The following is a 22668-nucleotide window of genomic DNA, read 5'->3' as shown; positions in this document are numbered from 1 at the left end:
CCGCCGGAACCGGAACGGACTTTGCCCGTTCTCGGTTGAACATTGTCGCGCAGGGAGTTTGTCATGGCGCCGCGCCCGGCCTGGAGAGGGTATCTCAAGCTTTCGCTGGTCACTTGCGCCGTCGAACTGACCAATGTCGTCACCCAGGCCGAGAAAGTCTCGTTCCGCGTGCTCAACCGCAAGACCGGCAATACCGTCAAGCGCGTCTATGTCGATTCGGCAAGCGGCAAGCCGCTCGATGAAGGCGACGAGATCAAGGGCTACGAGATCGGCGACGGCGACTTCGTCCAAATCGAGGAGGAGGAGATCGAAGCCGTGCAGATCGAATCCTCGCATACGATGAGCCTCGATGGTTTCATCGAAAAATCCTCGATCCAGCAGATCTATCTCGATGCGCCCTACTATGTGACGCCTGCGGACGAGGTCTCGGAAGAGGCCTTCGCCGTCATCCGCGACGCCATGGCCGCCAAGAAGACGGCGGGGCTAGCCCGCATCGTGCTCTATCGCCGCGAACGTCCGGTGGTCATTGAGCCGTTGGGCAAGGGTCTGCTGCTGACGACCCTGCGCTATGGCGATACGGTTCGCAGGCCCGAGATGGTGTTCGGCGACATCAAGCCGGTGAAGACCGACGCCGAGATGATCAGGCTGGCCGAACACATCGTCGATGAGAAACAGGCGAAGTTCGATCCTTCCGAATTCGAGGACAAATACGAAAACGCCCTGATCGAGCTGGTCCGCGCCAAGAAGGCCGGCAAGAAGGCACCGAAGACCAAGGCGGAACCACGGCCCTCCAACGTCGTCAACCTCTTCGATGCGCTGAAGAAGAGCCTTTCGTCGGAAGCCGGTGCGCCGGCAAAGACCGAACGCCCGGCAAAAGGCGCCAAGTCCAAAGCCGCCCGGCGCAAATCTGCTTAGGATCCGCCCATGGCCAGCCTCGAGCAGTATCACGCCAAGCGCAATTTCAAGAAGACGGCCGAACCAGCCGGCAAGGTTTCGCACGGCAAGAAAGCCGTGCCGGGTGGCATCTTCGTCATCCACAAGCATGCCGCCACCAGGCTTCACTACGACCTTCGTCTCGAGCACGGCGGCGTGCTGTGGAGCTGGGCGGTGACGCGAGGCCCGAGCCTCGACCCGCACGAAAAGCGGCTCGCCGTGCATGTCGAGGACCACCCGATCGACTATGCGCCGTTTGAAGGCACCATCCCGAAGGACCAATATGGCGGCGGCTCGGTCATTGTCTGGGATGAGGGAACTTGGGTCCCCGATGGCGACCCGGCAAAGGCGATGAAGAAAGGCCATATCAGTTTCGAACTGCATGGCCACAAATTGCATGGCGCATGGCATCTGGTGCGGCTGAAGCCGCGTCCGGGCGAAAAGCGTGACAACTGGTTGCTGATCAAATCCGACGATGCCGCCGCGCGTCCGGGCGAGGACATTTTGCAGGAGGCGCCGCAATCGGTGAAATCCGGCCTGACCATCGAGGAGGTCGGCGAAGGCAAGACCGCCGACGGCAAGAAGCCAAGGGTCTGGCAGTCCGACAGGCCGGCTACCGGCAAGAAGGCAGTCGCGGCAAGGCGGCTCGAATTCATCGAACCGGCGCTCGCAACGCTGGAGCGGGACGCGCCGCCCGGCAAGGACTGGCTGCATGAGGTGAAGTTCGACGGCTATCGCATGCAGTCGCAGCTTACCGGCACCGAGGTGCGGCTTTTGACACGCGCCGGCCTCGACTGGACCGACAAATTCGGTGGCGCAATTGTCGCGGCACTTGGCGGCCTGAAATGCACCGATGCGATCATCGACGGCGAAATCGTCGTGCTGGCGGATAACGGCGTCTCGTCATTCTCGCTGCTGCAGCAAGATCTGTCGGCGGGCCGCACGGATCGTTTCATCTACTACGTTTTCGACCTGTTGCGTCTCAACGGTGAGGATATCCGTTCCGAGCCGCTGGTCGAGCGCAAGGAAAGGCTGCGCACTTTGCTCGCCGGACAGGCCGAGGATCAGGCCGTGCGCTTCAGCGACCACTTTGCCGAGCCCGGCAAGATCATGCTGGAGCATGCTTGCCGGCTGGGGCTCGAAGGCGTCGTCTCCAAGCGCGCCGATGCGCCCTACCGCAGCGGCCGTGTCCCGTCCTGGGTGAAGTCGAAATGTACGGCGCGCCAGGAATTCGTCATCGGCGGCTACATGCCGTCGGACAAGACCGGGCGGGGCCTGCGCTCGCTGCTGGTCGGCTATCACGAGGGCGGCAAGCTGCGCTATGCCGGCCGCGTCGGCACCGGCTTCACGGCCAAAAGCACCAACGAGCTGAAGAAGAGGCTTGATGCGCTGAAGACGACAACCTCGCCCTTCGACAGGGCGGTGCCAAGGGGCAAGGGGCTGGTCTGGGTCAAGCCCGAACTTGTCGGCGAAGTGGAGTTTCGCAGTTGGACGTCGGACCGTATAATACGCCACGCGTCGTTCCAGGGATTGCGCGAGGACAAGCCGGCGGAGGAAGTCGTGCAGGAGAAACCGAAAGCACGCTCAGCCACGGCCGAGCCGAGGCCAAAGCCCGCCGAACCCGCCGGCGCGGCGAAAACCTCGGTTACACTGTCCCGCCCCGACAAGCTTCTGTGGCCCGAGGAGAACGTATCGAAGCAGGATCTGGTTGATCACTACGCGCTGGTCTGGCCGCGCATGAAGCAATTCGTCATCAACCGGCCGCTCAGCCTCGTGCGGGCGCCGGACGGCGTTGGCGGCCAACGGTTCTTCCAAAAACATGCCTCGGCCGGCATGCACGACAAGATCGCAGTGATGAAGGATCCCACCGACGGCGAGGAGATATTGTTCATCCGCGATTTCGACGGTGTCGTGGCCCTGGTGCAGCTCGGCGTCGTCGAGATCCACATCTGGGGCTCGACCACGGACGAACTGGAAAAACCCGACCAGATCATCTTCGATCTCGATCCCGACGAGGGTGTCGACGTGAAGGCAGTGCGTGCCGCGGCGCTCGATATCCGCAGCCGGCTCGACGAACTGTCCCTGCCTAATTTCGTCAAGACCTCGGGCGGCAAGGGCTATCATGTCCTCGTCCCGCTGAAGCCGTCGGCGGACTGGGACGAGGTCAAAGGCTTCGCCCATGAGTTCGCCCGAGCGCTCGAGCAAGCCGCACCCGACCGCTACACGGCGACGCTGTCGAAGAAGGCGCGCACGGGCAAGATTTTCGTCGATTATCTGCGCAACGGCCGCGGCGCCACCACGGTTGCGCCTTATTCGTCGCGCGCCAAAAAAGGCGCCACGATATCGATGCCAGTGACCTGGGCGGAAATCGAGGCCGGATTGCCGCCGAACGCCTTTCCGATCGGCGACAAGACGACGCTGAAGCGGCTCGGGCAAGCCGATCCCTGGGCGGATTTTTTCAAGCAGGCCAAGCCGCTCAAGCGCGGCTAATGCATGTCGCGCAAAAATGTGCAGCGGTTTGCGACAACGACATGCTTCAAAACAAAAAGTTACAGCGGTTCGGCGTTTCCGTGAAACGACGAACCGTTCTAGCGCATTGAAGCGAGCCGTCAGGCGAGAAACGTCGTCTCGAAGGCCTGCTTGCCTACCGGTGAAAAGATCACGGCACGGCTGTCCTTCTCGCGCCGTGCCCATTTCTCGGCGAGGATCTTGTCGAGAATGGCGGCGCCCAGCGTGCCGGCGAGGTGCGAGCGCCTCACGCTCCAGTCGAGGCAGGCGCGGCACACCGGTCGCCGCGCTTTGGTATGGATGTCGATGCCGATCGCGGCGAAATGCGAGGTGGCCGACGGCCCAAGCTGAATCTCCTCATCATCGCGCAGGAGCACTTGTCGAGCGACGAGACGGTCCAGCATCGCCACCGCCTGCTCGCCGGCGAGGTGGTCGTAGCAGACCCGCGCCACGCGCATGGCCGCGTCGCGAGGGCCGGGTCGCACCCTCTGCGGCCCGACCGCGGCGGCAACGCCGGTGATAGCTTCGATCATTCCTGCCACCTGCGGGCAGGCGAGGCCATAATAGCGGTGCCGCCCCTGGCTCGCCAGTGTCAGCAGCCCGCCTTCCATCAGCTTCGACAGATGCGAGCTCGCTGTCGGAAGCGACACCCCGGCTTCGAGTGCCAGTTCGCTCGCCGTCAGTGCAGTGCCGCCCATCAGTGCGGACAGCATGTTTGCCCGCGCCGGATCGCCCACCAGGCTGGCTGTGCGGGCTATGTCAGGTCCTTCGCGCATAGTTCGTTCCTCATCGAAGCATCCTCGTCAGATAAAGCATTAGTCTCGATGCAAATCAAGGAGACAACGATGCCTGCAAGGACCATTCTCAGCGCCGCGCCTGCTCGCCGGCCGTTCCCGTTCATTGTCTTGCGCCGCTTGCGGCTGCGGCTCCTGAAGCGGTGGTACGACCGTCATTTGCAGCGTCTCGACCTCGCCGAGATCGACGATCATCTGCTGCGTGACCTTGGCCTGACACCTGAAGACGTCCGCCGCGAATGCGCGAAATCGTTCTGGCAGGCATGATCAGCGAGGGATTTGCCTAGCATATCGATCTTCGGAACGTTTCGATCCGGCTCGAACTGTGACCGCAAGAAAACATCCACCGCCAAGGAGGCGAAAATGACCATCACCTGCTTCATCCGCTACGAGATCGATCCGTTCGGCAAGGCGGCGTTCGAGGAATATGCACGCAATTGGGGGCAGGCGATCCCGCGCTGCGGCGCCGATCTGATCGGCTATTTCGCGCCGCGCGAAGGCTCGGCCACCACGGCTTATGCCGCCTACAACATCGACAGTCTTGCGGCCTACGAAGCCTACCGCGCCCGGCTCGCCGCCGATCCCGCCGGCAAGGCGAACTACGAGTTCGCCCGACGGGAAAAATTCATTCTGAAGGAGGACCGCATCTTCCTCAAGCTGGCCTCCGGGCCGCATGCTCCTTTGGTGAAGCCATGATCGCCGTCATCTTCGAGGTCGAGTCGGCGGCGGGCAAGCGCGATGCCTATCTCGGCATCGCCGCCGACCTGCGCCCACTGCTCGACGGCATCGACGGTTTCCTGTCGATCGAGCGCTTCCAGAGCCTTGCCGATCCGAACCGCATCCTGTCGCTGTCCTTCTGGCGCGACGAGGACGCGGTGAAGACCTGGCGCAACACGCAGGAACATCGGCAGGCGCAGAAGGCCGGGCGCGGCGGTATCTTTGCGGACTATCGTTTGCGCATCGCCCATGTCGTGCGCGATTACGGCCTGACCGAACGCGCCGAGGCGCCTCAGGACAGCCAGGCGGTAAATGGTTAAGGACTGTTAGGCATTCCCGATCAGCACCCCTGCCGCAAACACCAGCGCGCCACCCAGCACCACCTGGAAGGCGGCGCGCCAGAATGGCGTCTGCATGTAGCGGTTCTGCACGAAGGCGATCGCCCACAGCTCGAAGAAAACCACCACGGCGGCGACAATGGTCGCCGTCCAAAAAAGCGGGATTAGATAGGGCAGCGCATGGCCGAGCCCGCCCAGCGTCGTCATGACGCCGACGGTCAGCCCGCGTTTTGCCGGCGAGCCGCGGCCCGATAATTTGCCGTCGTCGGAAGCCACCTCGGTGAAACCCATCGAGATGCCAGCGCCGATCGAGGCGGCAAGCCCGACCAGAAAGGTCTGGAACGTATCATGCGTGGCAAAGGCGGCGGCAAAGATCGGCGCCAGCGTCGACACCGAGCCATCCATCAGCCCGGCCAGCCCCGGTTGGACATAGGTCAGGATGAACTGGCGCTGCTCGGCTGCCGTTTCTTCGTCCTTGACCGCGCCCGGCACATGCTTTTGCTCCAGCCGCTGCGCCAGTGTCTCGTGGCCCTGTTCTGCGATCGCCAGGTCGTCGAGCAGCTTTCGCGTCGACGCATCGCCTGTGCGTTTGGCCGCCTCGATATAGAACAGGTAGGCCTGCCGCTCCATGGCCTCGGCTTGGCTGCGCACATGATCGATGCCGAGCGGCCTCACCAGCCAGTCCGGCTTGCGTTCGTAATAGCCCTTCACATGTTCGCGCCGGATCAGCGGTATGCGCTCGCCGAAACGCTTGCGGTAAAGCTCGATCAGCGAATCGCGATGGCCGTCCTCCTCCTCCGCCATCTCCTCGAACACCTTGGCCGATTGCGGAAAGCTCTCCGCCAGCCCGTCGGCATAGGCGCGATAGATGCGCCCGTCATCCTCCTCGGAGGAGATGGCGAGCGCCAGGATCTCCTGTTCCGAGAGCGATTCAAAGGGACGGCGGCCGAAGCCGAAAACGCGGGAAAGCATGAGAAATTCACCCTAGTTTAGAATAGTTCTAAACTATGACCTCGCACGTCGCCGGTCAATCGTGTGCGCTCCACTCATGCTCAAAAGGTACAGGCTTCAAAATCCCGAACACATCGCCGTTGCTATCGGCAAACGTTCACTTATATAACCGAATCTCAACTAAGAGAAAGGAACGCCGCAGATGCCGGAAAAACAGCAGCTGTTTGATCCCAAACCGGTTCTCGACCTTATCGCTAATATTGAGGCGGATCTGCAGCGCCTGAAAGGCCTGGTCGAGCAGCAGGTCGAAAAATTTGATCCCGCCAATCCGCACAACAAGGCTCCCGACGGCAAGTTGACCGAGGAGGGCGTCGAGTGCTGCTATCGGCTGTTCGACGAGGGCAAGTCGCGCTATTCGGTTGCCCAGCAGATGAAGATCTCCTTCGCCGCCGCCACCCACCGCTTCAACACGTGGCGCAAGATGGGCGGCCCCAAACGGCAAAAGACGCTGTTGGGGTGAGGAGCGGCAGGCTATGCCGGTCAATCGACAACGATTTGTCGACTGAAGCGGCGAACGCATGGCAGAGGGCCGAGGAGGCGGTGGGGACAGTCACGCCCCACTCTCCTGCCTCCAAGGACGAATTGTAACGGTCACATTTTTTCATTGGTGCGCCGCCTCCCTTTCCGTGCAGCATAGGCGGTCTCATCTCTTGTAGGACCTAGCCATGACCACCCCTCCCGGCATCGCCGATATTCACAGCGCAGCAGCGCGATTGTCCGGACGGATCGTCGAAACGCCGCTGATCGAATCGCCGGAGTTGAACAATCGCTTCGGCGCCAGGATCCTGTTCAAGCCGGAGACGTTGCAGCGCACCGGCTCGTTCAAGTTCCGCGGTGCATACAACAAGCTCTCCTCGCTCTCGGCGGAAGAACGCGCCCGCGGCGTCGTCGCCTTCTCGTCGGGTAATCACGCGCAAGGCGTTGCCGCCGCGGCGGGGATGTTCGGCGTCAAGGCCGTAATCGCCATGCCTGCCGACGCGCCGGCGATGAAGGTCGGCAATGTCAGGAAGATGGGCGCCGAAGTGATCACCTTCGACCGGGTCCGCGACGATCGCACTGCCGTCGTCCGTTCTTACGTGGAAAAGGGCATGGTCCTGGTGCCGCCTTACGACGATCCGGCCATCATCGCCGGCCAGGGCACGGTCGGCCTCGAATTGATGCGCCAAGCAAGAGCGCTTGGCGTCAGCCTCGATGCGGTAGTGGTTCCCTGCGGCGGCGGCGGCTTGAGCAGCGGCATTTCGATCGCGGTCAAGGACGCCTCGCCGGGCACCGCCGTCTGGGCCGTGGAACCCGAGCATTTCGACGACACACGCCGCTCGCTGATCAAAGGCGCCAGGGTGTCGAACGCGCCCGGCCACACCTCGATCTGCGATGCCCTTCTCGTCGCCGAGCCGGGCGCCATCACTTTCGAGATTAACCGAAAGAATCTCGCCGGCGCCATCGCCGTTTCCGACAAGGCGGTGGCACAGGCGATGCGCGATGCGATGGCTTGCTTGAAGCTGGTCGTCGAACCTGGCGGTTGCGTCGGCTTGTCCGCGCTGTCGTCAGGCGAGATCGACCTTGCCGGGAAATCCATTGCCGTGGTGCTCTCCGGCGGCAATGTCGATCTCAGCACCTATGCCGAGATCATTGCTGCCGGCTAGGATAGCAACCAGTTCCAGCTCATGTGCCGATTCGAGGTGCTCAAGCGTCCGTTGCACCCGGTCGAACCGGTACCCTTCAAAGACTGAGATCAATGAAACTGTTCTTCAGCCGCAATCCCAATCCTCGCCTCGCGGTCGCGGTGGCACGGTATCTCAACGCCAAGGTCGAGTTTGAATTCGCCTCTCCCTTCGCTCCGGGCCAGGCCGAGCGATTTCGGCCGCTCAATCCAAATCTTTCATTGCCCATCCTTATAGGTTCGGGAAAAAGCCTCTGGGAGGCCGACGCCATAGCCTGTCGGCTTTCGCACGATATGCATTCGGATTTCTGGCGCGCTGGCGACGACGAGCCCGAGATGATCCGATGGCTGAGTTGGGGGAAAGAGAACTTCGCAAGAGCCTGCGATGTCGTGCATTTCGAACGCGGGACCAAACAGCGCTATGGGCTCGGCCCGATAGATCAGGCGCGGGTTGAGGAGGGCCTTAGCGACTTCCGGACGGCCGCTGCCATACTTGATGCCGAGCTTTCCCAGCGAGAATGGCTGGTCGGCGCTTCGGTTTCCTATACCGACTTTCGAATGGCGACGTTTCTGCCCTTCAACGATCTCGCCCGATTGCCGCTCGATGACTATCCCTCTGTCAGTCGCTGGTATCTTCAACTCGAAGAAATCGACGCCTGGCGCGATCCCTTCGAAGGGCTCAATGCGCCTGAATTGACACCGGTCCCGGGCCAGGCCAAGTCCGTGTGAATCTCGATCATTTGCACAAGCGGATCGAGTTCGACCCTAATCCAGCGTCCGGCGGAACCGCACCAGCGCAATACCGGCGAACAGCGCCACGAACACCACCAGCCAGCCGATTTCCGTTGCCACCGCCGGCAGTTCGGCGCCCTTCAGCATCACCGCGCGGATGATGCGCAGGAAGTGCGTCAGCGGCAGCACCTCGCCAAAGACCTGCGCCCAGTCCGGCATGCCGCGATAGGGGAACATGAAGCCGGACAGCATGATCGACGGCAAGAAGAAGAAGAAAGTGAGCTGCAGGGCCTGCATTTGCGTGCGGGCGATCGTCGAGATCGTGTAGCCGAGCAGCACCAGCGCCAAGACGAAGATAAGGACCGCCGTCAACAGCAGCGACATCGATCCGGTGAAGGGGATGGCAAACAGAAGCTTCGAGGCTGCCAGCACCACCAGCACCTGCACGGCGCCGACCGCCAGATAGGGCAGCACCTTGCCCAGCATGATCTCGAGCGGGCTTGACGGCATCGCCAGAAGGTTCTCCATCGTGCCGCGCTCGGTCTCGCGCGTCAGCGCGATCGAGGTCATCATCACCATCGTCATCTGCAGGATGACGCCGAGCAGGCCGGGCACGATGTTGTATTGCGAGACGGCTTCCGGATTGTAGCGCCGGTGCACCACCACCTGGAGCTGGCCCCGGGCAGCCTCGGCCGCCGTTTCCTGCATGCCGCGTGCCCTGAGCAGCGCCTGGTTGGCGACGGTGCCGAGCGTCGAGATGGCGCCGCTGGCGACGGCCGGATCGGTCGCATCCGCCTCGATCAGAATCTGCGGGCTGTCGCCGCGCTCGACCCGCCGGGCAAAATCGGCGGGAATGGTGACGACGAAGGCGACGTCGCCGCGCGCCATCAGGAATTCGGCTTCGGCGGCACTTTGCGCGACGTGGTCGAAGCGGTAATAGCCGGTGGTCTGCAGCGCCGAAACCATGGCTCGTGTGTAAGGATCGCTGCTCATCGCCACCAGCGCTGCCGGCAGGCTCTTCGGATCGTTGTTGATGGCATAGCCGAACAGCACCAGCTGCATCAACGGCACGCCGAGCATCATGGCGAAGGTGATGCGGTCGCGCCGCATCTGGATGAACTCCTTGATCAGCAGCGCGCCTAGCCTGGCGAACGAAAAGATGCTGTTTATCCCATTTTTCATCCCATGTTGTCCTTCGAACCGGACATGAACTGGATGAACACATCCTCCAGGCTGGTCTCGCCGGGCGTCACCGTAACGCCCTCGTGCTCTTTCTCGACATCGGCGAGCGCTGCCTGAAGTGCCGTCCTGTCGGAGCCGACGACATGCAGCGTCGCGCCGAACGGCGCCACCTGGTCGACGCCGGGGCGGCCATGAAGTGCGGCAGCGACCTGATCGAGCCGCGGCCCTTGCAGGACGAAGGTGGTCAGCCCGGCATTCCTCACCACGTCCTCGACCGTGCCGGTGGCCAGCATCTTGCCGTAGGAGATGTAGCTGATGCGATGGCAGCGCTCGGCCTCATCCATGTAATGGGTGGAGACCAGCACGGTCAGGCCGCCGCTCGCCAGCCGGTGGATCTCGTCCCAGAATTCGCGTCGCGCTTTCGGGTCGACGCCCGCCGTCGGTTCATCGAGCAGCAGCAGTTTCGGCTTGTGCATGATGCAGGCGGCCAGCGCCAGCCGCTGCTTCCAGCCGCCGGACAGGGTACCGGCCAACTGGTTCCTGCGCGATGTCAGGCCGAGCTCCTCAAGCGTCTTAGCCACGTGCTCGTCGAGCGGCTTCAGCCGGTACAGCCGAGCCACGAATTCGAGATTCTCGCCGATCGTCAGATCTTCGTAGAACGAGAATCTCTGCGTCATGTAGCCGACTTCGCGTTTGATCCGCAGGCTGTCGGTGCGGATGTCGAAGCCCAGAACCGTGCCTTCGCCCTCATCCGGCGTCAGCAAGCCGCACATGATGCGGATGGTCGTCGTCTTGCCCGAGCCGTTCGGCCCGAGGAAGCCGACGATCTCGCCCTCGGCCACAGCCATAGTCACATGATCGACGACGGTCTTGTCGCCAAAGCGTTTGACCAGGCCGTGCACGTCGATGACGTTCATTTTCCGATGTCCGCCAGATCGACGTCGACGATCTGCCCGGGCTGCAAGGCGCTGGCGTCGCCCTCCGGCCGCGCTTCGACCAGATAGACCAGCTTTTGCCGGGTCTCGAGCGAGTAGATCACCGGCGGCGTGAATTCCGGATCGGGCGACACATAGCTGACGCGTGCCTTCACGCCCGACCCGCAGCCGTCGCAATGGACGTTGAGCAGCGTGCCGACGTCGACCGAGGAGAACGCGCTTTCCGGCACATAGACGCTGAGCTTCACCGCGCCGTCCGGCAGTATCGAGATAACCGGTGCCGTCGGCCCGGCCGTATCGCCGGGATTGCGGATCACGTCGTTGACCCGGCCGGGCGAAGGCGCCGTCAGCACGCGCTTCGACAGCCGCCATTGTGCTTGCTCCAGCGCCGATTGCGCCTGCCTGACCTGATTGTCGGCGGCCTTGATAGTCTCGGGCCGTGCCGGCAGGCCGCCGACCGCGAGATTGGCCTCCGCCTGGCCGACCTGCGCGTTGGCCGTCTCCAGCGTCGCGGAAGCCGTGTCGTAGTCGGCCTGTGTGCCGGTGCCGCGTTTGAACAGATCGCTGGCGCGGATGTAACGGCGTTTGGCGTCGGCGGCTTGCGCCTTGGCCATGTCGACCTGCGCCTTGAGCACCGCAATCTCTTCCGGCCGCTTGCCGACCTGTAGGTCGGCAAGTTGCGCCTGGGCCTGCGCAAGGGCCGCCTCGGCTTGTGCGATGGCGATCTTGGCGTCGGCGTTTTCCAGCGTCACCACCGGCGTGCCGGGCGCGACGCGGTCGCCGCGCTTGACCGCAATCGTCTCGACCTGCGCCACCTCGATCGGCGCGAGCAGGACGTAGTCGCCCTCGACGTAGCCGACGGCGAGCGGTGCTGCCGGCGCGCAGGCGCTGAAAAGCTGGGCGGCAAACGGCAAAGAACAGAGCAGGCTCATGATCCACGATCCTTCCGGACAGCCAAATCGCGCCGAGCTAAAATCGCGCTGAGATTGTCGGTTATTGTTGCCGCGATCTTGCCGGCCTCGTCGTCGCCGATCTCGCGCCAGCCCATCCGGCGCATAACTGCCTCGCGGCCGATGCGGAAATAGACGACCTGGCCGATCAGCGTAAATACGGTGAGTTTAGTGCGCTCGCTCTCGGCCGGCTCGCCCGTCGCCTGTTCCCAGATCAGGCAGAGTCGGTGATGCGCCGGTTCGAACACGCCATCATAGATACGGTCGAGCGCGGCGGTTGGATGCGACAGCTCACGCAGGACGAACTGTACAATCTCGCCGGCTTCCGGCCTTGCCGCGATGAAGGCGACCATCCGCTCCAGTGCGACGGCCAAATGTGCCCGCGCGGCCTCGGTGTCCGCCAATGCCGCGGCCGGCGCTTGCAGATTGCCGATCGCCTGGCCGGCAACGGTCTGGATGGTGTCGACGATGTAGTCGGCCGCGGCGTTGCGGAGCCCTTCCTTGCCGCCGAAATGATAGGCGATCGAGCCGATATTGGCCTTGGCCTCAGCCGCGATCTGGCGCGTTGACGTGCCGTCGAAACCCTGGCGTCCGAACAGCTTCAGCGCCGCGCGCACGAGTGCCGTCCGCGTCATATCCGCGGCGGTCTTGGGCGCCTCATGAGGAAGGCCGCTGGCGCTGGGCGATTTGATCATGGCCAACAATTTAATCAATCGAATGATTAAAGTCAAGTGCGGTCAAGCGGCTTGCCAACTCTGGCCGTGCGCGCTTTAGTGCCTGGCCATGGGCAAGGAAATCGAGCGTAAGTTCCTGGTCTCAGGTGACGAATGGCGGGCAATGGTCGAGGCGGACATTCATATCCGTCAATTCTACCTAGTCGCCGAACCCAGCCGCACGGTGCGTGTGCGCATCAGCAACGATGCGGCCGCCAAGCTGACGCTCAAGTTCGGCAGCCAGGCACGCGAGCGCGATGAATTCGAATATCCGGTACCTTTGGCGGAGGCGCAGGAGATGCAGGCCTTTGCCATCGGACATGTCATCGAGAAGACACGCCACCATGTTAGACACCGCGGCTATCGCTACGAAGTCGATGTCTTCGGCGGGACGCTTGCGGGGTTGGTGATCGCCGAGCTCGAGACGCCGGATGATGTACAGGACGAAATGCTGCCACATTGGCTCGGCCGTGAAGTCACCGGCGAGCCGAGATTTTACAACGCGTCGCTCGCCCTTGGGGGGATTCCGGAGATCGTCGCATGAGCTTTCGTATCGATCCGCGCATGTCGCTGACCGGAGAGGTCAGGCGCATCTTCGCCGAGGAGATCGGCAAGGCGCTTGTCCATCTGGACGCCGCGCGTGACAGGCCCGAACAGGGGCTGCACAAATGCCGCAAACGGCTGAAGAACGTCCGCGCCTTGCTGCGCCTTGTCCGTTCCGGAGACGAAACATTCTGCGTGACGGAGAATCAGTGCTACCGCCAGGTGGCGGCCCTGCTTGCCGGCCCGCGCGAGGCGACCGCACTGGTGGAAACAATCGACCGGCTGGCGGCAAGCTTTCCCGAGCAAAGTGCCGGCGATGGCCTCGGTGCCGTGCGTGACAGGCTCGTCGCGCGCCAGCATGAACTGCATGGCGGAGCAGGCCTCGATGCTGCGATAGGCGCGGCGATTTCCGCTTGCGAGAAAGGTGTCGCCCGGATCGACAAGCTCGCTCTGCCCGACCAGCCGGAGCAGGCTGCCGACGTGCTCGCCGAAGGCGCGCGCACCACTTTGCGCCGCGCCAGGAAAGCGCTGGACAAGGCGGCTTCGCGCGGCGAAGCCGATGACTTTCACGATCTGCGCAAGGCGGCCAAGACGCATGGCATGCACCTGTCGCTGCTCGGCAGGCTGTGGCCGACGCCGATCAAGACGCGGCGCAAGGCCGTCGACGAATTGGGCGAGCGGCTTGGCGAGCTCCACGATGTGTTCGTCATGCGCGCGCTTCTAGATGCCGAGGACCAACCGCTCGGCCCCCCTGAGGAGACGCGGTTGCTTGCCAAGCTGCTGAAGCGCTCGGAAAAGGGCCTGAAAAAGACCTGCCTCGCCGAGGCGGCCGAGCTTTTCGGCGACAGTCCGAAGCGCTCGACGAGGAAGCTCGCCCGCAAGGTGCGCGAAGATCTCACAGCGGCACCGCAGCACGAAGACGCCGGCGCGCCTGGCGTGGGCTGATCATGGTCTAATTTGCCGCCCTGTGGTAATCGCCGTCTGGCATGACCGAGCCCGGCGACACGCTTCTGACCGACTTGGCCGCTGGCTTGCAGGCCGGCTGCAGGAGGAATCGTCCGGCTACGAGCCTTACACGCCGTCGGATGCCGAAACGCTGCGCCGCACGCTTGAGCCCGGCGACATCCTGCTCATCGAAGGTAACCAGAAGATCTCGGCGGCGATCAAATACCTCACCCAGTCGACCTGGTCGCATGCCGCCTTCTATGTCGGCGATGCATTACCGGAGCCGGAGGACGGATCGGAGCGGCGGCGCCTGATCGAGGTCACGCTCGGCGATGGCTGCATCGCCGTGCCGCTATCGCGCTATCGCAGCTACAACACCCGCATCTGCCGTGCGAGTGGCCTGGCTCCGGATGACCGCGAAGCGGTCGTCGCCTTCATGATCGGCAGGCTCGGTCTCAGATACGATCTCAAGAACATATTCGACATGCTGCGCTACTTCTTGCCGACGCCGCCGGTGCCGGTGCGCTGGCGCCGCCGCATGCTGGCTTTCGGTTCCGGCGACCCGACGCGTGCCATCTGCTCGTCGCTGATTGCCGAGGCCTATGGCCTGATCCGCTACCCGATCCTGCCGGAGATTACGCGGGCGCCTGGCCGTGCCTCGGCCCAGTCGAGCTATTCGCGCAGGGAATCCTGCACATCCGCCATCACTCGCTCTACACTCCGCGCGATTTCGACCTGTCGCCCTATTTCCGTATTGTCAAGCCGACGCTGGAATACGGCTTCGACTACCGGCAGATGGTCTGGGATGACAAGGTGGCGAACAAGACCGCCGAATAGCCGCTCGATCTTGTGTTTGAGCAGGGGACCCTCTGAGAACCGGTTTGCTGCCGATACTCAGGGGTAAGAAGCTCAGTCAGACTGGCTGCCGCCAACAGCCCGGACTCGGTCGTTCTGCATTTAGACCTAGGCCGGCAGACGTCGTCCGTTTGCGGCAGCCGCAACTCGATCGTCCGTCCGTGCGCCTGCGTCGCGCGGATGCGGCCCGATCGGCATGATCACCGGGAACGGCGTTGCGCCGAACGCAAACGTCCATTTGTAGCCGACCAGTCCGTCTTCGGGCGTCGTGTGCTGGTCGTGATGAGCAAGCAATTTGGCGCGCTCCGCCAATTCCTCCGCCTCGCGCCTGACCATTTCCGCCGTTTCCGGCCGCATCCGCCTGGAGAAGCTGACGAACGTCGACTCGCGCTCAAGATGGGTGATGGCCCAGCCGATGAAATTCTTGTTGGTCGTCTCGAACAGCGGCCGCAATGGCCCGTCGAAATTCCACTGGATCGGCGCCTCGACCAGCAGCCTTGCCGACAGGCCGCGACCGAGCGCGACCAGGCCGAGTTCCTCGAGCTCGCGCAGATAGAGGAACATCGAAGCCTCGCTCAGCCCTTGTGAGCGCATGATGCCTTCGGGCGTGAATTTCTCGGAAAGCATGACAAAGACGAACAGCAGTGCCGGCTGCCCGGCGAGCTTGCGCTCGATCTCCGGCGCGATCTGGTTGGCGGGTCCTGGTCCTCTGTTCATAGAGCCGAGCACGTTCTCCAACTCTACGCCGGCGGCAGTGCAGATCTCCATCAGCCGGTCGAGCTTGCAGTTGCGCTCGTGGAAGATGCGCTTCACCGTCGGCTCGGAAACACCCATCCGCTCGGCAAGGACGCGATAGGTGATGCCCTTTGCCTTAAGCGTCCGCTTCAGCGCTTCGAAGATCAGGCCGTTCATGGGATGCACCTCTTTTGCACGATTTGGTATCAGCCTTCGGTACTAGTCCTGATAGATCTTCCCGAAAAGTATCGAAAGGCCTAGCTCTCCGCTAGTCCATTACAGGAGACTAGCCATGAAGAGCCTCTTCACCTCGATACTTCTCGCCCTGGTCGGCATCGCGGCCGCGCCGGCAGTTCAGGCCGCTGAACTCTGGCGCACCGGCGGCCTCGAGCAGCCTGAATCGGCGCTGTTCGACGCCGCCGGCCAGCGCGTTATCGTCTCGAACATCGTCGGTAATCCCGGCGAAGCCGACGGCAACGGCTATCTGTCGATCCTGTCGATGGACGGCAAGCTAGTCACGCAACACTGGACCGACGGCATGGACGCGCCCAAGGGCATGGCGATTGCCGGCGGCAAACTCTACGTCGCCGACATCACCCATGTGCGCGTCGTCGATCTCGCAAGCGGCAAGCTAACATCGACGATCGACGTGCCGAACGCGGTCTTCCTCAACGACGTGACCGCCGACGCGTCCGGCAAGATCTACGTCACGGATATGCTTGCCGATACGATCTATCGCATCGACGGCGACCGGCCCGAACTGTTCGTCAGGGATGCGGCGCTTGCTTCGCCGAATGGCATCTTCGCCGATGGCGGCCGGCTGATCGTCGCTTCCTGGGGCAAGGGCATCAAGCCCGACTTCAGCACCGCGGAGCCGGGCGGCCTGCTCTCGGTCGATCTTGCTACCAAGGCCGTTTCGCCACTGCCCGGCGCGGAAAAGTTTGCCAACCTCGATGGCGTCGTTGCCATCGGCGGCAGCATCTACGCCACCGCGTATATGACCGGCACGCTCTACCGCTACAAAGCCGGCGGCACGCCGCAAGCGGTTGCGACGTTCAAGCCGGGCAGCGCCGACATCGGCACCGACGGCAAGTCGACAATCTTCGTGCCGCTGATGAACGACGGCGAGATCGCGGCATTGGGCCTCGACTAAGCCAGCCATCGGCTCAGGCGGCGGGCGCGGCTTTCTTCAGCTGCGCCCGCGATCCGTGATCGAGGCGGCATAAGTCACCAGCGGCCGCTTGACGCCGTGGTTGATCAGCATGCGGCGTATCTGCGGCGAAGCGCCTGATATAATGAAGCGAACGCCGGCGCGGCTCGCCTTGTGGGCCGCACCCTCGATGACATTGGCCGCCGTTGATCGAAGAACGGCACCGCCGAACAGTCGAGGATGAAGTTCCTGCGCTGGCGCGGTCGGCGACGTCTTCCTGCACCAAGGATTGATGGTCTGCCTCCAAACATGCAGCACTCTTTGCCAGCCGATGCGCTGTCATGCTACAAACCTCGGCATCGTTTGGCGGGACATCCACTGCGATCCCGATTTCACAGGCACGACTTCAAAAGGATGAGCGGGTGAAGATATTCAAAGCGTTGGCGACCTCGACAGCCTTGCTGTCGATGGTTTTCCTGCTGGCAGGCTGCGGTCATGGCCTGATCAACAGGCTGATTTGAGTCAGGTGCCGTCGGCCCGCCCAAGCCATCGCTGCAGGAACCGTGCCGCAAGCCAGCACAGCATCGCCCAGGCAAAGCCGGCGCACCAGCCGGCCAATACGTCGGACGGCCAGTGGACGCCGAGATAGATGCGGCTGATGCCGACCACCACCGTCGTCAGCACCGCCAGCCCGAGTACATAGATCTTCGTTGTCCGCCCGGGCAAAAACCGCGCCGCCATGCTGCCCAGCGTCAAATATGTCACCGCCGACAGCATGGCGTGGCCGCTCGGAAACGAAAGCGATGCCACATCGGCGAGATGCGAGACCAGATCAGGGCGCGGCCGGTCGATGTCGAATTTCAGCACGCTTGACAGGAGCTGGCCGCCCGCTACCGCGACGAACATGAGAAGCGCCGCGCCTGGCCTGCGGATAAGGAGCAGGTAGACGATCATTGCTGCCGTGATCACCACCAGTACGCTGGCGCTGCCGAGGCTGGTGATGTCGCGCATCGCCCCTTCCAGCCACGCCGGTCCGATCGGATTGTCGGGCTGCCCGGCCTTGCGGAAGGCAAGCAGGATTTCGGTGTCGAAGGCATGCGGCGTGGTGGCCCGCGCCAGCTCCATCAGCTCCTCGAACCCCCACAGCCCGCCGGCAATGACCAGCCCGGCCAGCAGAACCGGGAACTCCAGCCAGTTGCGCAGTCTGCTTGCAATCTTCTTCATCGGCCCGATCGCAGTTACAGCCTTTGCAGATAGGGCCCGAGCGTGATCAGCGCCACAGCTGCGATGGCAAGCACGATGCCGGTTGCCTGTAAGGCATTGACGCGCTCGCCGAAGAAGACCAGCGCCACCACATTCACCGACACCAGCTGGATCACCGCCGACAGGCTGAACGACACCGACATGCCGAATTCACGGATCAGCCTCAGCATGATCAGATTGCCCAGCGAATAGAGCGCCAACGTCAGCACAATCTTGCCGAGGCTCGGCGCCAGCCCCCACTGTTTTGCGGCCATCGCCGCCAGCAGGAAGATCACCGTCGAAACGCAGAGCTGCCCAAGTCCCCAGAAACTCACTTTTGTTCCTCCCGATGCGGTCCCTACGCGCCTGCCGCAGCTCTTGTTTCCGAAGCGCCGGTCGCGGTCAAGCGGGGCCGATGTTGGATACGAAATCGCAGGTGGCAATTAGCCGGCATGTCATCAAACTGTGACCTGCCGGCGATACCGGACTGGCCAGGCAACACGCTCCAGCAATCCATCCAGCCAGAGGCAGGCCCTATGACCGAACATCGCACCCCTGACGCCCATTTCCGAACCAGCCTGCTCGAGGAAAACGACGGGCCAGGAGCCAATCCCACCGACAACCGCACCATGGGTGAGATCATCGCCGCGCGGTTCTCGCGCCGCGGCTTCCTCAAGAGCTCGCTTGCCGTCTCGGCCATAGCCGCTACCGTCAGCCCGCTGGCGCTGATCACCGCCGACAACGCCCGCGCCGCCGAAGGCTCCGCCTTCGCTTTTGACGAGCTCGAGGCCGGCATCGACGACAAGCATCACGTTGCATCCGGCTATGACGCCGATGTACTGCTGCGCTGGGGCGATCCGCTGTTCGCCGATTCGCCGGAATTCGATCCGACAAAACAGTCGGCGGAAGCCCAGGCCAGACAATTCGGCTACAACAACGACTATGTCGGCTATATCCCGATCGACGGCTCGGCCGAGCACGGCCTGCTGGTGGTCAACCACGAATACACCAATCCGCACCTGATGTTTCCGGGCCTCGTCACCATCGTCGACGGCAAGGCCAAGCAGGCGCCCCTCAGCAAGGAACAAGTCGACGTCGAGATGACGGCGCATGGCGGCACTATCGTCGAGATACGCAAGGTATCAGGCAAATGGCAGGTCGTTCGCGACGGCAAGCTCAACCGCCGCATCACCTCCAACAGCGAGATCACGCTCTCCGGCCCGGTCGCCGGCCACGACCGCGTCAAGACCAGCGCCGATCCGACCGGCACGAAGATCATCGGCACCATCAACAATTGCGCCGGCGGCGTCACGCCATGGGGCACCTATGTCATGGCCGAGGAGAACATCCACGGCTATTTCTCGGGCGAGCTGCCGCAGGGGCATAAGGAAGCCGCCAATTACAAGCGCCTCGGCATTCCCGAAGGTGCCTATGAATGGGCAGCGCATTACGACCGTTTCGACATCGGCAAGGAGCCGAACGAGCCGAACCGCTTCGGCTGGATCGTCGAGGTCGACGTCCAGGATCCGACTTCGGCGCCGAGGAAGCGCACCGCGATGGGGCGCTTCAAGCATGAGGGCGCCGAATCGATCGCCGCCAAGGATGGCCGTGTCGTCTTCTATCTCGGCGACGACGAGCGCTTCGACTATGTCTATAAGTTCGTCACCACAGGCAAGTTCGATCCGGACAACCGCGCCGCCAACATGGATTTGCTCGACGACGGCACCTTGCATGTCGCCAAGTTCGTCGAGGACGGTTCGGTCGAATGGCTGCCGATCGTCTTCGGCCAAGGGCCGCTGACGGCGGAGAACGGCTTTGCCAGCCAGGCCGACGTGCTGATCGAGACGCGCCGCGCCGCCGACCTGCTCGGCGCCACCAAGATGGACCGTCCGGAAGACATCCAGCCCAATGCCACCAACGGCAGGGTCTATGTCATGCTGACCAACAATTCGAAGCGCAAGGCCGACCAGGTCGACGCCGCCAACCCGCGTGCCGAAAATGCCTTTGGCCACATCATCGAGATCGTCGAGGACGGCGGTGATTTCACCGCGACAAAGGGCAGGTGGGAAATCCTGCTGAAATGCGGCGATCCCGCTGTGGCCGACGTCGGCGCCACCTTCTCGACCGCAACCACCGCCAATGGCTGGTTCGGCATGCCGGACAATTGCGCGGTCGATTCGGCCGGCCGCCTCTGGGTCGCCACCGACGGTCAGGGTCCGAAGGCCACTGGCCGCACCGACGGTCTGTGGGCGGTCGATACGGAAGGGCCGGCGCGGGCGACCTCGAAACTGTTCTTCCGTGTGCCGATCGGCGCCGAAATGTGCGGTCCCCTGTTTGCGCCGGACGACCAGACCGCCTTCGTTGCCGTCCAGCATCCGGGCGACGGCGGCGAGGACTGGGAGGCTTTCGGCCGTCCGTCCTACTATGAGGATTTGTCGACGCGCTGGCCCGACTTCAAGCCGGACATGCCGGTGCGCCCGGCGGTCGTTGCCATCACCAGGCAAGGCGGCGGCAAGATCGCGGTCTGACACGCAGCAAGGTCTTGCAGTCTCAAGGAAGGATTTCGGCCATACGAAATCCTTCCTTCCGATACGGGATGCATCCATGCTGCGCATCATGCGCCGACTAATCATTCGGTGCGCTGAACCACGGCCACATTCATTGTGCTTCGCAACCTGAAGCCAATGGACTCGTATAACGCTATGGCCGCGGCGTTGCTGGCATAGGCGTGGAGATAGGGAACTTCGCCGCGCGCCACTATCCGGTTTGCCACGAATAGGGACAGCAGCTTTCCTAGGCCACCGCCGCGAAATTCCGGATGTGAGCACACCCCGCTGAGTTCGGTATAGCCAGGTTGCTTCATGCGCTCGCCGGCCATTGCCGCAAGCCTGCCCTCGATTTTCACACCCCAAAAATCGCCCAAGCTCAAGGCTTCGAGCGTGAATGGGTCAGGCTTGGTGAGCAATGCCAGGGCGAGCATCTCAGCAGCATCGTCTCGGGTCAGACGTTGCACACGTTTGTCAGACACGGTTTGCAACGGCTGCTCGGCAATCATTTGAACCCCGGCTGCGGTCGAAGTCGCGAAAAGCCCCGTGGACAGAGCAATCGCGTCCGCTTGAAGCAGGATCACACTCTCGCCCGGGGAGACAAGGTTTTCGAGCGCCCGCAGGCTTTCCGGGTCGTCCGCGCCAGTGGCGGCGAAAGGGACGATCGACGGCCGATATCGCATGGCGAGGTTGTCACCCTCCGCGAAGGCCCGATGTCGCGTCTGAAGCGCGCTCCAGATAGGGCGGTCGAGCAGATGTCTCATTGCGCGGCACCCTCAGGCTTATTTACACGACGGTCGAGAGGGGCAGCGGCGAGGCCGTCCTCGATGGCAGCCAGCTGCTCAAGAAGCGGCCCCGAAAAACCTGCGCACAAATCCGCGACCACGTTCTCGATGCAAGGCCAGACGTCGCGCTTTGCGACATCGACCAGCCGCCGGCCGTCCCGAGTAAGCGAGACGATCCTGCGCCGCTGGTCATCGGTCGACGGACTGACCTCGAGCAGTCCCAATCCGGCCAGAAGCGAGACGCTTCGCGTCACACCCGGCTGCGCGATGCCAAGGGATTGCGCCAGTTCCCCGACCGACAGCGGACCCAGCCTGTCGAGCGCGGCCAGCAGCGGGTATTGGCTCGCCTGAACCGGGACATCCAGCCTGTCGAGCAGGCGCTGCGCCTCCGCTTGCAGTTGCTCGCCTATACGCTTCAGCCTGCTGCCCAGGCACAGGAAGCCAAGCGATCGTATGACGTCTTCCATAGGTCGATTCATCCCATGAACATCGATAACATGATATATAACAATGCATGAAAAGCAAGATCGAGGCATTCAAGCGCGGGTTCCAGGCATCGGGCGTATGTCGCCTTCGGCAAGGAAAGGTCGATCGATAAGGCTGCTTCGCCTGGACGAGGCCCGTTCGATCAGTTGCGCAGCCGGTAGCCGGTCCTGAAGATCCAGGCGACGATCGCTATGCAGATGAGCAGGAAGACCACCGTCATGCCGAGGCTGACGCCGACCGAAACGTCGGACTTGCCGTAGAAGCTCCAGCGGAACCCACTGACCAGGTAGACCACCGGGTTGAACAGCGTCACCGTGCGCCAGATGCCGGGCAGCATGTTGATCGAATAGAAGCTGCCGCCGAGGAAGGTCAGCGGCGTGATGATCAGCAGCGGCACCAGCTGCAGCTGCTCGAAGCTCTTCGCCCAGATGCCGATGATAAAGCCGAACAGGCTGAAGGTCACCGCCGTCAGCACCAGGAAGGCGAGCATCCAGAACGGATGCTCGATCGTCAGCGGCACGAACAGCGAGGCCGTCGCCAGGATGATCAGGCCAAGCACGATCGACTTTGTCGCCGCGCCCCCGACATAGGCGATGACGATCTCCAGATAGGACACCGGCGCGGACAGCAATTCGTAGATCGAGCCGACGAATTTCGGAAAATAGATGGCGAAGGAGGCGTTGGAGATCGATTGCGTCAGCAGCGACAGCATGATCAGCCCCGGTACGATGAAGGCGCCGTAGCTGATGCCGTCGATCTCGGTGATGCGCGAGCCGATGGCCGAACCGAAGACGACGAAATAGAGCGACGTCGAAATGACCGGCGAAACGATGCTCTGCAGCACAGTGCGAAGGGCGCGCGCCATCTCCACCCGATAGATCGCCCATACCGCATGAAGATTCATGGCC

The 22668-nt window shown here is 62.9% G+C and carries 24 protein-coding genes and 2 pseudogenes; 13 read left to right on the top strand and 13 right to left on the bottom strand.

What is annotated here, in order from left to right; genetic code table 11:
- Positions 1 to 63 precede the first annotated feature (63 nt).
- Both ku and ligD read left to right on the top strand, forming a co-directional pair.
- A complete protein-coding gene (gene ku, locus NKI47_RS16650) occupies positions 64 to 915 on the top strand; it encodes a non-homologous end joining protein Ku (RefSeq protein ID WP_352591723.1) in 852 nt (283 codons plus the stop codon).
- A 9-nt stretch (positions 916 to 924) separates the two neighbouring features.
- Positions 925 to 3423, top strand: a complete 2499-nt coding sequence (gene ligD / locus NKI47_RS16645; protein ID WP_352591720.1) for a DNA ligase D — start codon at positions 925 to 927, stop codon at positions 3421 to 3423.
- Between the two features lie 119 nt (positions 3424 to 3542).
- Here ligD and NKI47_RS16640 read toward each other — a convergent pair whose 3' ends face one another.
- Complete coding sequence (locus tag NKI47_RS16640) at positions 3543 to 4217, bottom strand: ArsR/SmtB family transcription factor (RefSeq protein ID WP_352591717.1); 675 nt, start codon at positions 4215 to 4217, stop codon at positions 3543 to 3545.
- A gap of 69 nt (positions 4218 to 4286) precedes the next feature.
- On the opposite strand from NKI47_RS16640, the gene NKI47_RS16635 reads away from it, so the two are divergent.
- From NKI47_RS16635 to NKI47_RS16625, 3 genes are all read left to right on the top strand, one after another.
- A complete protein-coding gene (locus tag NKI47_RS16635; protein ID WP_023678999.1) occupies positions 4287 to 4502 on the top strand; it encodes a DUF1127 domain-containing protein in 216 nt (71 codons plus the stop codon).
- 96 nt (positions 4503 to 4598) lie between these two features.
- Positions 4599 to 4931 carry an NIPSNAP family protein gene (locus NKI47_RS16630; RefSeq protein ID WP_352591714.1) on the top strand — a complete coding sequence of 111 codons (333 nt, stop codon included), beginning with the start codon at positions 4599 to 4601 and terminating at the stop codon, positions 4929 to 4931.
- Entirely contained in the window at positions 4928 to 5272 is a 345-nt protein-coding gene (locus tag NKI47_RS16625; protein WP_352591711.1) for an antibiotic biosynthesis monooxygenase family protein, read from the top strand. Before NKI47_RS16630 ends, NKI47_RS16625 begins: the two co-directional genes overlap by 4 nt.
- 6 nt (positions 5273 to 5278) lie before the next feature.
- Here NKI47_RS16625 and mbfA read toward each other — a convergent pair whose 3' ends face one another.
- Positions 5279 to 6262, bottom strand: coding sequence for an iron exporter MbfA (mbfA, locus tag NKI47_RS16620; RefSeq protein ID WP_352451856.1), 984 nt, complete (start codon positions 6260 to 6262; stop codon positions 5279 to 5281).
- A gap of 181 nt (positions 6263 to 6443) precedes the next feature.
- Between mbfA and NKI47_RS16615 the strand changes: the two genes are divergently transcribed.
- The 3 genes from NKI47_RS16615 (at position 6444) to NKI47_RS16605 (ending at position 8690) form a co-directional block, all read left to right on the top strand.
- Entirely contained in the window at positions 6444 to 6761 is a 318-nt protein-coding gene (locus NKI47_RS16615) for a hypothetical protein (RefSeq protein ID WP_023679003.1), read from the top strand.
- A gap of 205 nt (positions 6762 to 6966) precedes the next feature.
- Complete coding sequence (locus NKI47_RS16610) at positions 6967 to 7944, top strand: threonine ammonia-lyase (protein WP_352591708.1); 978 nt, start codon at positions 6967 to 6969, stop codon at positions 7942 to 7944.
- A gap of 92 nt (positions 7945 to 8036) precedes the next feature.
- Positions 8037 to 8690: a glutathione S-transferase family protein gene (locus NKI47_RS16605; RefSeq protein WP_352591705.1), complete on the top strand. Its 654-nt coding sequence runs from the start codon at positions 8037 to 8039 to the stop codon at positions 8688 to 8690.
- A gap of 36 nt (positions 8691 to 8726) precedes the next feature.
- On the opposite strand, the gene NKI47_RS16600 is transcribed toward NKI47_RS16605, so the two are convergent.
- From NKI47_RS16600 to NKI47_RS16585, 4 genes are read right to left on the bottom strand one after another with little or no spacing between them, the layout of a single operon-like run.
- The gene (locus tag NKI47_RS16600; protein WP_023679006.1) at positions 8727 to 9863 is read right to left on the bottom strand and encodes an ABC transporter permease; all 1137 of its coding nucleotides are present in this window, start codon (positions 9861 to 9863) and stop codon (positions 8727 to 8729) included.
- 8 nt (positions 9864 to 9871) lie between these two features.
- A complete protein-coding gene (locus NKI47_RS16595; RefSeq protein WP_023679007.1) occupies positions 9872 to 10792 on the bottom strand; it encodes an ABC transporter ATP-binding protein in 921 nt (306 codons plus the stop codon).
- On the bottom strand, positions 10789 to 11742 hold the full coding sequence (locus tag NKI47_RS16590; RefSeq protein ID WP_352571577.1) for an HlyD family secretion protein: 954 nt from the start codon (positions 11740 to 11742) through the stop codon (positions 10789 to 10791). The genes NKI47_RS16595 and NKI47_RS16590 overlap by 4 nt, the downstream gene beginning before the upstream one ends.
- Positions 11739 to 12455 carry a CerR family C-terminal domain-containing protein gene (locus NKI47_RS16585; RefSeq protein WP_352571576.1) on the bottom strand — a complete coding sequence of 239 codons (717 nt, stop codon included), beginning with the start codon at positions 12453 to 12455 and terminating at the stop codon, positions 11739 to 11741. Before NKI47_RS16585 ends, NKI47_RS16590 begins: the two co-directional genes overlap by 4 nt.
- 88 nt (positions 12456 to 12543) lie before the next feature.
- On the opposite strand from NKI47_RS16585, the gene NKI47_RS16580 reads away from it, so the two are divergent.
- From NKI47_RS16580 to NKI47_RS16570, 3 genes and pseudogenes are all read left to right on the top strand, one after another.
- Entirely contained in the window at positions 12544 to 13017 is a 474-nt protein-coding gene (locus tag NKI47_RS16580) for a CYTH domain-containing protein (RefSeq protein ID WP_352571575.1), read from the top strand.
- Complete coding sequence (locus NKI47_RS16575) at positions 13014 to 13961, top strand: CHAD domain-containing protein (RefSeq protein WP_352591700.1); 948 nt, start codon at positions 13014 to 13016, stop codon at positions 13959 to 13961. Before NKI47_RS16580 ends, NKI47_RS16575 begins: the two co-directional genes overlap by 4 nt.
- 41 nt (positions 13962 to 14002) lie before the next feature.
- A pseudogene (locus NKI47_RS16570) lies at positions 14003 to 14798 on the top strand (C40 family peptidase).
- Positions 14799 to 14924: 126 nt separating this feature from the next.
- Here NKI47_RS16570 and NKI47_RS16565 read toward each other — a convergent pair.
- The gene (locus tag NKI47_RS16565) at positions 14925 to 15728 is read right to left on the bottom strand and encodes a helix-turn-helix domain-containing protein (RefSeq protein WP_352575308.1); all 804 of its coding nucleotides are present in this window, start codon (positions 15726 to 15728) and stop codon (positions 14925 to 14927) included.
- A 115-nt stretch (positions 15729 to 15843) separates the two neighbouring features.
- On the opposite strand from NKI47_RS16565, the gene NKI47_RS16560 reads away from it, so the two are divergent.
- Positions 15844 to 16704, top strand: coding sequence for an SMP-30/gluconolactonase/LRE family protein (locus NKI47_RS16560; RefSeq protein WP_352575306.1), 861 nt, complete (start codon positions 15844 to 15846; stop codon positions 16702 to 16704).
- A gap of 36 nt (positions 16705 to 16740) precedes the next feature.
- Here the strand turns inward: NKI47_RS16560 and NKI47_RS16555 are convergent.
- The 3 genes and pseudogenes from NKI47_RS16555 to NKI47_RS16545 all read right to left on the bottom strand — a co-directional run.
- Positions 16741 to 16964 (bottom strand): annotated as a pseudogene (locus tag NKI47_RS16555) (sodium-independent anion transporter); the annotation flags it as partial.
- Between the two features lie 259 nt (positions 16965 to 17223).
- Entirely contained in the window at positions 17224 to 17925 is a 702-nt protein-coding gene (locus NKI47_RS16550; protein ID WP_023679016.1) for a phosphatase PAP2 family protein, read from the bottom strand.
- Positions 17926 to 17939: 14 nt separating this feature from the next.
- The gene (locus NKI47_RS16545) at positions 17940 to 18278 is read right to left on the bottom strand and encodes a hypothetical protein (protein WP_023679017.1); all 339 of its coding nucleotides are present in this window, start codon (positions 18276 to 18278) and stop codon (positions 17940 to 17942) included.
- 201 nt (positions 18279 to 18479) lie between these two features.
- Here NKI47_RS16545 and NKI47_RS16540 point away from each other — a divergent pair, with 201 nt between their 5' ends.
- Positions 18480 to 20471 (top strand): PhoX family protein, encoded by a 1992-nt coding sequence (locus NKI47_RS16540; protein ID WP_352591698.1) that lies wholly within the window; start codon positions 18480 to 18482, stop codon positions 20469 to 20471.
- A 101-nt stretch (positions 20472 to 20572) separates the two neighbouring features.
- On the opposite strand, the gene NKI47_RS16535 is transcribed toward NKI47_RS16540, so the two are convergent.
- From NKI47_RS16535 to NKI47_RS16525, 3 genes are all read right to left on the bottom strand, one after another.
- A complete protein-coding gene (locus NKI47_RS16535) occupies positions 20573 to 21253 on the bottom strand; it encodes a GNAT family N-acetyltransferase (RefSeq protein ID WP_352591695.1) in 681 nt (226 codons plus the stop codon).
- Positions 21250 to 21741: a MarR family winged helix-turn-helix transcriptional regulator gene (locus NKI47_RS16530; protein ID WP_023679020.1), complete on the bottom strand. Its 492-nt coding sequence runs from the start codon at positions 21739 to 21741 to the stop codon at positions 21250 to 21252. The genes NKI47_RS16535 and NKI47_RS16530 overlap by 4 nt, the downstream gene beginning before the upstream one ends.
- A gap of 161 nt (positions 21742 to 21902) precedes the next feature.
- On the bottom strand, positions 21903 to 22664 hold the full coding sequence (locus NKI47_RS16525; RefSeq protein WP_352451914.1) for an ABC transporter permease: 762 nt from the start codon (positions 22662 to 22664) through the stop codon (positions 21903 to 21905).
- Positions 22665 to 22668: the final 4 nt, after the last annotated feature.

It is taken from the genome of Mesorhizobium sp. M0633, assembly GCF_040320645.1.
Classification (GTDB): domain Bacteria; phylum Pseudomonadota; class Alphaproteobacteria; order Rhizobiales; family Rhizobiaceae; genus Mesorhizobium.
This window is presented reverse-complemented; position numbering and strand designations above follow the sequence as displayed.

Bases quoted from the DNA above. Each gene is read 5' to 3' on its own strand.
- mbfA (WP_352451856.1), bottom strand. From the start codon at position 6,262: ATGCTTTCCCGCGTTTTCGGCTTCGGCCGCCGTCCCTTTGAATCGCTC.
- ligD (WP_352591720.1), top strand. From the start codon at position 925: ATGGCCAGCCTCGAGCAGTATCACGCCAAGCGCAATTTCAAGAAGACG.
- NKI47_RS16560 (WP_352575306.1), top strand. From the start codon at position 15,844: ATGAAGAGCCTCTTCACCTCGATACTTCTCGCCCTGGTCGGCATCGCG.
- NKI47_RS16640 (WP_352591717.1), bottom strand. From the start codon at position 4,217: ATGCGCGAAGGACCTGACATAGCCCGCACAGCCAGCCTGGTGGGCGAT.
- NKI47_RS16530 (WP_023679020.1), bottom strand. From the start codon at position 21,741: ATGGAAGACGTCATACGATCGCTTGGCTTCCTGTGCCTGGGCAGCAGG.
- NKI47_RS16590 (WP_352571577.1), bottom strand. From the start codon at position 11,742: ATGAGCCTGCTCTGTTCTTTGCCGTTTGCCGCCCAGCTTTTCAGCGCC.
- NKI47_RS16630 (WP_352591714.1), top strand. From the start codon at position 4,599: ATGACCATCACCTGCTTCATCCGCTACGAGATCGATCCGTTCGGCAAG.
- NKI47_RS16625 (WP_352591711.1), top strand. From the start codon at position 4,928: ATGATCGCCGTCATCTTCGAGGTCGAGTCGGCGGCGGGCAAGCGCGAT.
- NKI47_RS16580 (WP_352571575.1), top strand. From the start codon at position 12,544: ATGGGCAAGGAAATCGAGCGTAAGTTCCTGGTCTCAGGTGACGAATGG.
- NKI47_RS16610 (WP_352591708.1), top strand. From the start codon at position 6,967: ATGACCACCCCTCCCGGCATCGCCGATATTCACAGCGCAGCAGCGCGA.
- NKI47_RS16540 (WP_352591698.1), top strand. From the start codon at position 18,480: ATGACCGAACATCGCACCCCTGACGCCCATTTCCGAACCAGCCTGCTC.
- NKI47_RS16565 (WP_352575308.1), bottom strand. From the start codon at position 15,728: ATGAACGGCCTGATCTTCGAAGCGCTGAAGCGGACGCTTAAGGCAAAG.
- NKI47_RS16615 (WP_023679003.1), top strand. From the start codon at position 6,444: ATGCCGGAAAAACAGCAGCTGTTTGATCCCAAACCGGTTCTCGACCTT.
- NKI47_RS16575 (WP_352591700.1), top strand. From the start codon at position 13,014: ATGAGCTTTCGTATCGATCCGCGCATGTCGCTGACCGGAGAGGTCAGG.
- NKI47_RS16585 (WP_352571576.1), bottom strand. From the start codon at position 12,455: ATGATCAAATCGCCCAGCGCCAGCGGCCTTCCTCATGAGGCGCCCAAG.
- NKI47_RS16525 (WP_352451914.1), bottom strand. From the start codon at position 22,664: ATGAATCTTCATGCGGTATGGGCGATCTATCGGGTGGAGATGGCGCGC.
- NKI47_RS16605 (WP_352591705.1), top strand. From the start codon at position 8,037: ATGAAACTGTTCTTCAGCCGCAATCCCAATCCTCGCCTCGCGGTCGCG.
- ku (WP_352591723.1), top strand. From the start codon at position 64: ATGGCGCCGCGCCCGGCCTGGAGAGGGTATCTCAAGCTTTCGCTGGTC.
- NKI47_RS16635 (WP_023678999.1), top strand. From the start codon at position 4,287: ATGCCTGCAAGGACCATTCTCAGCGCCGCGCCTGCTCGCCGGCCGTTC.
- NKI47_RS16535 (WP_352591695.1), bottom strand. From the start codon at position 21,253: ATGAGACATCTGCTCGACCGCCCTATCTGGAGCGCGCTTCAGACGCGA.
- NKI47_RS16595 (WP_023679007.1), bottom strand. From the start codon at position 10,792: ATGAACGTCATCGACGTGCACGGCCTGGTCAAACGCTTTGGCGACAAG.
- NKI47_RS16550 (WP_023679016.1), bottom strand. From the start codon at position 17,925: ATGAAGAAGATTGCAAGCAGACTGCGCAACTGGCTGGAGTTCCCGGTT.